The organism is Sporolactobacillus terrae DSM 11697, assembly GCF_000648615.1.
Taxonomy (GTDB): Bacteria; Bacillota; Bacilli; order Bacillales; family Sporolactobacillaceae; genus Sporolactobacillus; species Sporolactobacillus terrae.
Map to the genome: position 1 here is coordinate 1 of NZ_JFZC01000094.1, position 5,428 is coordinate 5,428.

The following is a 5,428-nucleotide window of genomic DNA, read 5'->3' on the forward strand; positions in this document are numbered from 1 at the left end:
TTGCCGATGAAACGTACATGAACATCTGGCTTGCCACGACACACCACGCAGACTTTGATGCGACGATGGAACGCTTTTATCGCTACGTAAGTGATCCGCAGAGCCGACATGCGGTTCCATTGCCTGCAGATATTGTTGTCAATCAGCGACGCTCTAAGTTAAACCAGGAAACAGAGAAAATGCAGCGCTGGGAAGCTGAAGCAAAGGCAAATCCGGTAAAAAAGCAGCTACCACGTTTGGAGGTGTTTGCGCATGAGTGAAGATCGGTCGGTTGTAGAAGCCGAACAAGCAATACTCGGTTCAATATTATTTGACAACCAGCTTATGGACCAGTGCTGGTTGACGGAAGAGCATTTTTCAATAGCAGCACACAAGGCTATTTTCTCGGGTTTTGAAACGCTAAATCTCAAAGAATCACCGATTGATCCGGTGACACTGTCTAGGCAGATCGGGGATCAGCTCCAACAGATCGGTGGTATTGACTACATAGCACAGCTGGTCAACGGGATTGCCACTACAGCGAACTTTGAATTCTACGAACACATTTTGAACGATGCGCACAAGCTGCGCGAAGCCAGGGCTAAAGCCAATCGGTTTGTGAACAATCCAAGCTCCGAAGGCATTGAAGAACTCGCTAAGTCTTTGGATGAGATCACAGATCAGCAGGTTATGGATGATGAATTGTCTGATCGGGAAAGCATGATGAACATCTATGATTCGCTTTTCGAAAAGCGCGGCGATATTTCAGGAGTAACCACAGGCATCACGGATCTTGATTCTATGACAAGCGGCTTGCAAAATGACGACCTGATCATCGTTGCCGGTCGGCCGTCAATGGGCAAAACAGCCTTTGTGCTTAATGTGGCAAAGAGTGCTGCAGCTGCTGATGTAGTTGTTGATCTATTCAGCCTAGAGATGCCGAAGACAAAGATTCAGCAGCGGCTGCTGTCGGCGATCGGAAATATTGATGCGGGGAAATGGCGCAATCCGGAACGCTACATGAATGCCGGGGATGTCGAGAGTGTCATCCAAAGCATGGGCATCTACGAACACTGGACACTCTCCATCCATGATCGACCGGCACAGACCGTTGCTAGTATTCGAGCAACCATTCGCAAATCGCTCAAAAAACATCCGGACAAGAAACATCTGGTTGTGATTGACTATTTGAGCTTTATCAAGATCATCGGGAAATATGAGCGGAGAGATTTGGCCATTGGCGCAGTCACTAGCGGTTTGAAACAGCTCGCCCGGCGTTATCATTTGCCGATTATCCTGGTCTGCCAGCTTTCGCGTGGCGTGGAAGCACGGCAAGACAAGCGGCCAATGCTCAGCGATCTGCGTGAATCAGGAAATATTGAGCAAGATGCCGATTTGATCCTGTTCCTGTACCGCGATGATTATTACAACCGTGAATCTGAAAAGCCAAACATCGTAGAGATCATCATTGGCAAGCAGCGCAATGGGCCGGTAGGAACAGTAGAAGCAGCATTCATCAAAGAGTATGCCAAGTTTGTCAATCTCGATCGAAAGGCGGTGGCTGCCTATGCTCAGTAAAGCGGAGCGTGAGGAAATGATTGACTGGCTAATGATCGCACAAGGATGTACGCGTGAGTATTGGGAGAAGCAGTCAGACAAAATTCTCAAGGTCAATTATCGGGAATCATGCTTGACCGAGGACGGTGCCGAATGAAAAGACGAGACTTTGTGTACTTGCAGAAAAGGCATGAAGGCGCGCTGATCTTTACTGTCGAGTATCTAACCTGGAAACAGACACGTGAAAAAATGCGCGACGGTTGGGAAATCGTTACGGGTGAAACGGATGTGAGCAGATGATTATTCTTGTGGCACTTTGCTTAGTGATCTTCCTGCTCCTGGTCAATGGAATTATGGCAATTGCAGCCTTAATTTGTGGATCGATTTTGGCAAAACGAAAACTGAAAGGGGAAAACAGGAACGAAGGCGTAGGTGAATCTGAATGCCGGCGGATTTGACGGGTCCAATTAGAGTATTGAGAAGATCAACCCGATTGTTTAAACATCCCAAACGGATTGGCGACACAATGGAATATCATGATCATATTTTCTTAATCATTGGAATTAACCAATATGGACTTTACGGCCAGCATCTGACAATCTGGTATACATGTCAGGATCTAAACCAAACAAATTACTCAGACAGTGAAAAAGTATTTACTCCTATTGAACACTGGAGAGAAGCGCACGTTCGTTGTAAATTCGACGACGAACGTTTGAAAAGATCAACAACTCTTGGACATGTATTCAAATTAGAGGGCTCATGGTATAAGGCGATTGAGTATTCGGATATCGAAGTCGATGGAACGGACATCGATATTAGTTTCTACATCAAACCGATATTTCCGATCAGTCGCAAAGAAGCCAGGGCAAAGTTATTTGATGAACGGAGAAAGAAGCTGCAGATCGAGTTGGTTTGATGAACAGTAGACAGCTAAGGCGAAGGAGAAAGCAGTGAAAAGACCTAAAAGAATAAAAGGAAAGTGTGGTAAGTTTTCTTTTATACAAGATGATCCGATGATGCAGAGTCAAATACACATGTCGTGTGAACGAGATGATAATTATTATTTTGTTTGCGATAAACATGATATTGAAATGACTTATGTAGAAGTATGTAAGACATGTCCATATCTTGATCCAACACGCTATAAAGATATTGAGTATATATAAACGATGTCGCAGTTCGATACTACGATGAAGGAGGGGTAAGGATGGAAGCAGGAATACTTGATTATGCAAGGATAACCGACCCACGACATAAGCAGTACAACCGTGTAGGCAGACTGACTGATTTTGATTTTGTTGATAAGGAATACACTATCTTTTTTGACAAGATAGGAAATGACGGTCACATACATTGGACAAGTGAATCATCAAGAGTGCGAAAAAATCAAATTGAGCGAGCGTTTGAATCGGATTTAGAGAAAATATCTTGATGCAATAAAAAAGGCTCGGATCCCTCCGAGCGACTCTGACAAGTTAATTATATCATACGGAGGGATTATGATGCGATTAAAAGAAATGAAAATAGATACGGCCACAATGAGGCTACAACTTGATATAATGGAATTAAATAACAAAGTGATTGTAATTGGCAATGGTAAGGCAAAAGTGACGGACTTACCCGAACATGGGGAGACGACGATCGTTACGCATCAGGGCAAGGTAAAACGTGTGAAGTGGGATGAGGGGGAGGAGTTTTAATTGGATAGTGAAGAAAAAGAGAAACTCTTAAGAAGCATTTTAAAACATGATTTAAAAGAAAATGCATTAATTAAAGTTGATGATGAAATACATTATCATTTTAAAACAAAGACATACTTTGAGAGCCTTACTAGACCAAATATGATTTTACTATTTGTTTGTGTAGTTCAATTCATTTTCATGTTATTTTCTATTGTAAAATTTAATCATTGGAGCACAGATGTCAAATCTTTATATTTGTCATTTTATGCAATAATTTTAGCGATTATTGCGCCATTTATTCAGAAGTTTTTTGAATCAAAAAGTCAAAAAGAAATCAATAAAAAAGTTGAATTGTATTTACACTTAATTGGTTTGATTTTGCTCGGATTTTCAGATGAAGGGACAACTACAAAAAGAAAAAAAGAATTTGAAAATGAACTTTTGAAAATTATGAAATATAATAATCTTGATGAATTTTATTCCGATAAGGATTTTTTTACTGCAAACATAATAATAAAATTAAAAGAGCTTCAAGATAAATATAAAAAGTAATATAAGCCCTACCGGTCAACTGGAGAACATGGAATTCAGTTGAAAAACGTTGTTCTTTGTTATTCTATTTGATTCTCTATTTCATAGTAATAATTATCTAATTCAATTCCAATTGGAAGTGGTATAAATTGGGTGATTCGTTATTATATCAATATGTTTTTCGGTATTTAATTTTTATTTCGCTATCAATAATGGTGTTAATAATTTACTTTAAAGCCGCTAATTCTTTTGCTAAACCGTTAATTTTCTTTACGAAGTGGTCAATGAAATCTGCTGATAGAGAGGATGAAAAAAGTAAATTTACGTTTTGTAATGCGTATTCAAAGAATGAGCTAATTAGAGAGATAAGAAATTTATTTTTAAATTTGGAGGGTATGAAAGAAATATCGGAAAATGACATCAACGAATTAATAAGTGTGTTACAAAAAAACAAAATAACAAAAAAGGAGTATTATGCTGTCAAGAGATTTAAGCTGATTCTAGCAAGCATAAGTCGATACTCACATTTAAGTGGGACAATTTCATTAAATGTTTCACTCATAGGCGGATTTTTATTGAATTCTATTTTTATAAGTCTGATTAAGAATCTGCCACAATACACATTTTCTGTGGTTTTTGGAATTGCTAACATATTGCTAATGGGTCTTTTTTTTAGATTCGTTTATTCAGCAAATCAAAGAATTGAGAATAATCGAAGAAAAATATCAGTGATTACAGGTTTAATAGATTTTTATATTGACGAGTTTACAACTATAGAAAAATAAATTTGTTCTACCAGTCAACTGGAGGACACGGAATGCGGTTAAAAGCCGTTATTCTGTGTCCTTTTTTATTTGCCAAAAAGGAGTGTTCTTCATGAATCGTTCCGAAAACAGCAAGAAAAGTATCAGTTCAGACAGCAATCGTTCACGAAAACGCGGTCATTGTTCCGAAAAGATGCCGCAACATGTGATTGAGGATTTGATGGGTATTCATGGACCAACATACAGGCGCGTCAAGGGTGGAGCATTCAAACAAAAGTGAGGTGTGTCATTTGAGTGTACGAACAATGGTTTATGAATACAGACGATCTATAAGACTGGCAAAAAAAGCTTATGCTTCGGCTCCGGATATTAAAGAAGATCCGAATAGCATAGAAAGAACGATCATTTCCGAAATGTTAAACGACATGAACTTTGCACTGTCATGGATTCATTGTGGATTCAACCCATACCATAAGCGCGGTGCTTATCGCCGTTCAGAAGTTCAATTTATGGATCCGGATTTGATGGATGCAATTGAGTTGGAATCAGAACCACAAGAATCACGAGAGTTAAGCGACATGGAACGAATAGACATAAAGATTGCACTCTCAAAGTTGACAGAACGCGAGACAGACATTTATGTCATGCATCATGCTGAGATGCTGCCATTGGATGAGATAGCGGAGCTGCTGGGTGTCAAGAAAAGCACAGTCGCTACAACAATCAGACGGGCGCAAAAGAAAATCAATAAGGCGATAGGAGGCAGATCATGAACGTGGTGCAGCCAATTCGGGACCAGGATAAAATCAATAAAATGTATGAGCATTTGAGAAGCAGATCCGAACGTGACTTTATGATCTTCTTGCTTGGTATCTGTGTTGGACTGCGAATATCTGACCTTCTGCGCTTGAA

12 protein-coding genes are annotated in these 5,428 nt (G+C 39.8%); all 12 read left to right on the top strand.

The annotated features are described in order from the left end of the window. Positions 1-260: hypothetical protein (locus AA84_RS19105; RefSeq protein ID WP_037563940.1), on the top strand; the 260-nt coding region annotated here is incomplete at its 5' end. Beyond that, positions 253-1,557 (top strand): replicative DNA helicase, encoded by a 1,305-nt coding sequence (gene dnaB / locus AA84_RS0115500; protein ID WP_028977971.1) that lies wholly within the window; start codon positions 253-255, stop codon positions 1,555-1,557. The genes AA84_RS19105 and dnaB, both read left to right, overlap by 8 nt. Further along, entirely contained in the window at positions 1,547-1,693 is a 147-nt protein-coding gene (locus tag AA84_RS19110; protein WP_160168738.1) for a hypothetical protein, read from the top strand. Before dnaB ends, AA84_RS19110 begins: the two co-directional genes overlap by 11 nt. Continuing rightward, the gene (locus tag AA84_RS19115; RefSeq protein ID WP_160168739.1) at positions 1,690-1,836 is read left to right on the top strand and encodes a hypothetical protein; all 147 of its coding nucleotides are present in this window, start codon (positions 1,690-1,692) and stop codon (positions 1,834-1,836) included. The genes AA84_RS19110 and AA84_RS19115 overlap by 4 nt, the downstream gene beginning before the upstream one ends. Continuing rightward, positions 1,833-1,994 (top strand): hypothetical protein, encoded by a 162-nt coding sequence (locus AA84_RS19120; RefSeq protein ID WP_160168740.1) that lies wholly within the window; start codon positions 1,833-1,835, stop codon positions 1,992-1,994. The genes AA84_RS19115 and AA84_RS19120 overlap by 4 nt, the downstream gene beginning before the upstream one ends. Next, positions 1,979-2,455, top strand: a complete 477-nt coding sequence (locus AA84_RS0115520) for a hypothetical protein (protein WP_028977972.1) — start codon at positions 1,979-1,981, stop codon at positions 2,453-2,455. The genes AA84_RS19120 and AA84_RS0115520 overlap by 16 nt, the downstream gene beginning before the upstream one ends. A 291-nt stretch (positions 2,456-2,746) precedes the next feature. Next, on the top strand, positions 2,747-2,971 hold the full coding sequence (locus AA84_RS0115530) for a hypothetical protein (protein WP_028977974.1): 225 nt from the start codon (positions 2,747-2,749) through the stop codon (positions 2,969-2,971). A 70-nt stretch (positions 2,972-3,041) separates the two neighbouring features. Then, a complete protein-coding gene (locus AA84_RS0115535; protein ID WP_028977975.1) occupies positions 3,042-3,239 on the top strand; it encodes an XtrA/YqaO family protein in 198 nt (65 codons plus the stop codon). Further along, complete coding sequence (locus AA84_RS0115540) at positions 3,240-3,773, top strand: hypothetical protein (RefSeq protein ID WP_028977976.1); 534 nt, start codon at positions 3,240-3,242, stop codon at positions 3,771-3,773. Positions 3,774-4,036: 263 nt separating this feature from the next. Next, positions 4,037-4,537 carry a hypothetical protein gene (locus AA84_RS0115545; RefSeq protein ID WP_160168741.1) on the top strand — a complete coding sequence of 167 codons (501 nt, stop codon included), beginning with the start codon at positions 4,037-4,039 and terminating at the stop codon, positions 4,535-4,537. Positions 4,538-4,628: 91 nt separating this feature from the next. Beyond that, positions 4,629-4,796, top strand: coding sequence for a hypothetical protein (locus AA84_RS19125; RefSeq protein WP_160168742.1), 168 nt, complete (start codon positions 4,629-4,631; stop codon positions 4,794-4,796). A 25-nt stretch (positions 4,797-4,821) separates the two neighbouring features. Next, positions 4,822-5,289, top strand: coding sequence for a sigma-70 family RNA polymerase sigma factor (locus AA84_RS0115555; RefSeq protein ID WP_028977979.1), 468 nt, complete (start codon positions 4,822-4,824; stop codon positions 5,287-5,289). Positions 5,290-5,428: the final 139 nt, after the last annotated feature.

Bases quoted from the DNA above. Each gene is read 5' to 3' on its own strand.
- dnaB (WP_028977971.1), top strand. From the start codon at position 253: ATGAGTGAAGATCGGTCGGTTGTAGAAGCCGAACAAGCAATACTCGGT.
- AA84_RS19110 (WP_160168738.1), top strand. From the start codon at position 1,547: ATGCTCAGTAAAGCGGAGCGTGAGGAAATGATTGACTGGCTAATGATC.
- AA84_RS19115 (WP_160168739.1), top strand. From the start codon at position 1,690: ATGAAAAGACGAGACTTTGTGTACTTGCAGAAAAGGCATGAAGGCGCG.
- AA84_RS19120 (WP_160168740.1), top strand. From the start codon at position 1,833: ATGATTATTCTTGTGGCACTTTGCTTAGTGATCTTCCTGCTCCTGGTC.
- AA84_RS0115520 (WP_028977972.1), top strand. From the start codon at position 1,979: ATGCCGGCGGATTTGACGGGTCCAATTAGAGTATTGAGAAGATCAACC.
- AA84_RS0115530 (WP_028977974.1), top strand. From the start codon at position 2,747: ATGGAAGCAGGAATACTTGATTATGCAAGGATAACCGACCCACGACAT.
- AA84_RS0115535 (WP_028977975.1), top strand. From the start codon at position 3,042: ATGCGATTAAAAGAAATGAAAATAGATACGGCCACAATGAGGCTACAA.
- AA84_RS0115545 (WP_160168741.1), top strand. From the start codon at position 4,037: ATGAAATCTGCTGATAGAGAGGATGAAAAAAGTAAATTTACGTTTTGT.
- AA84_RS19125 (WP_160168742.1), top strand. From the start codon at position 4,629: ATGAATCGTTCCGAAAACAGCAAGAAAAGTATCAGTTCAGACAGCAAT.
- AA84_RS0115555 (WP_028977979.1), top strand. From the start codon at position 4,822: ATGGTTTATGAATACAGACGATCTATAAGACTGGCAAAAAAAGCTTAT.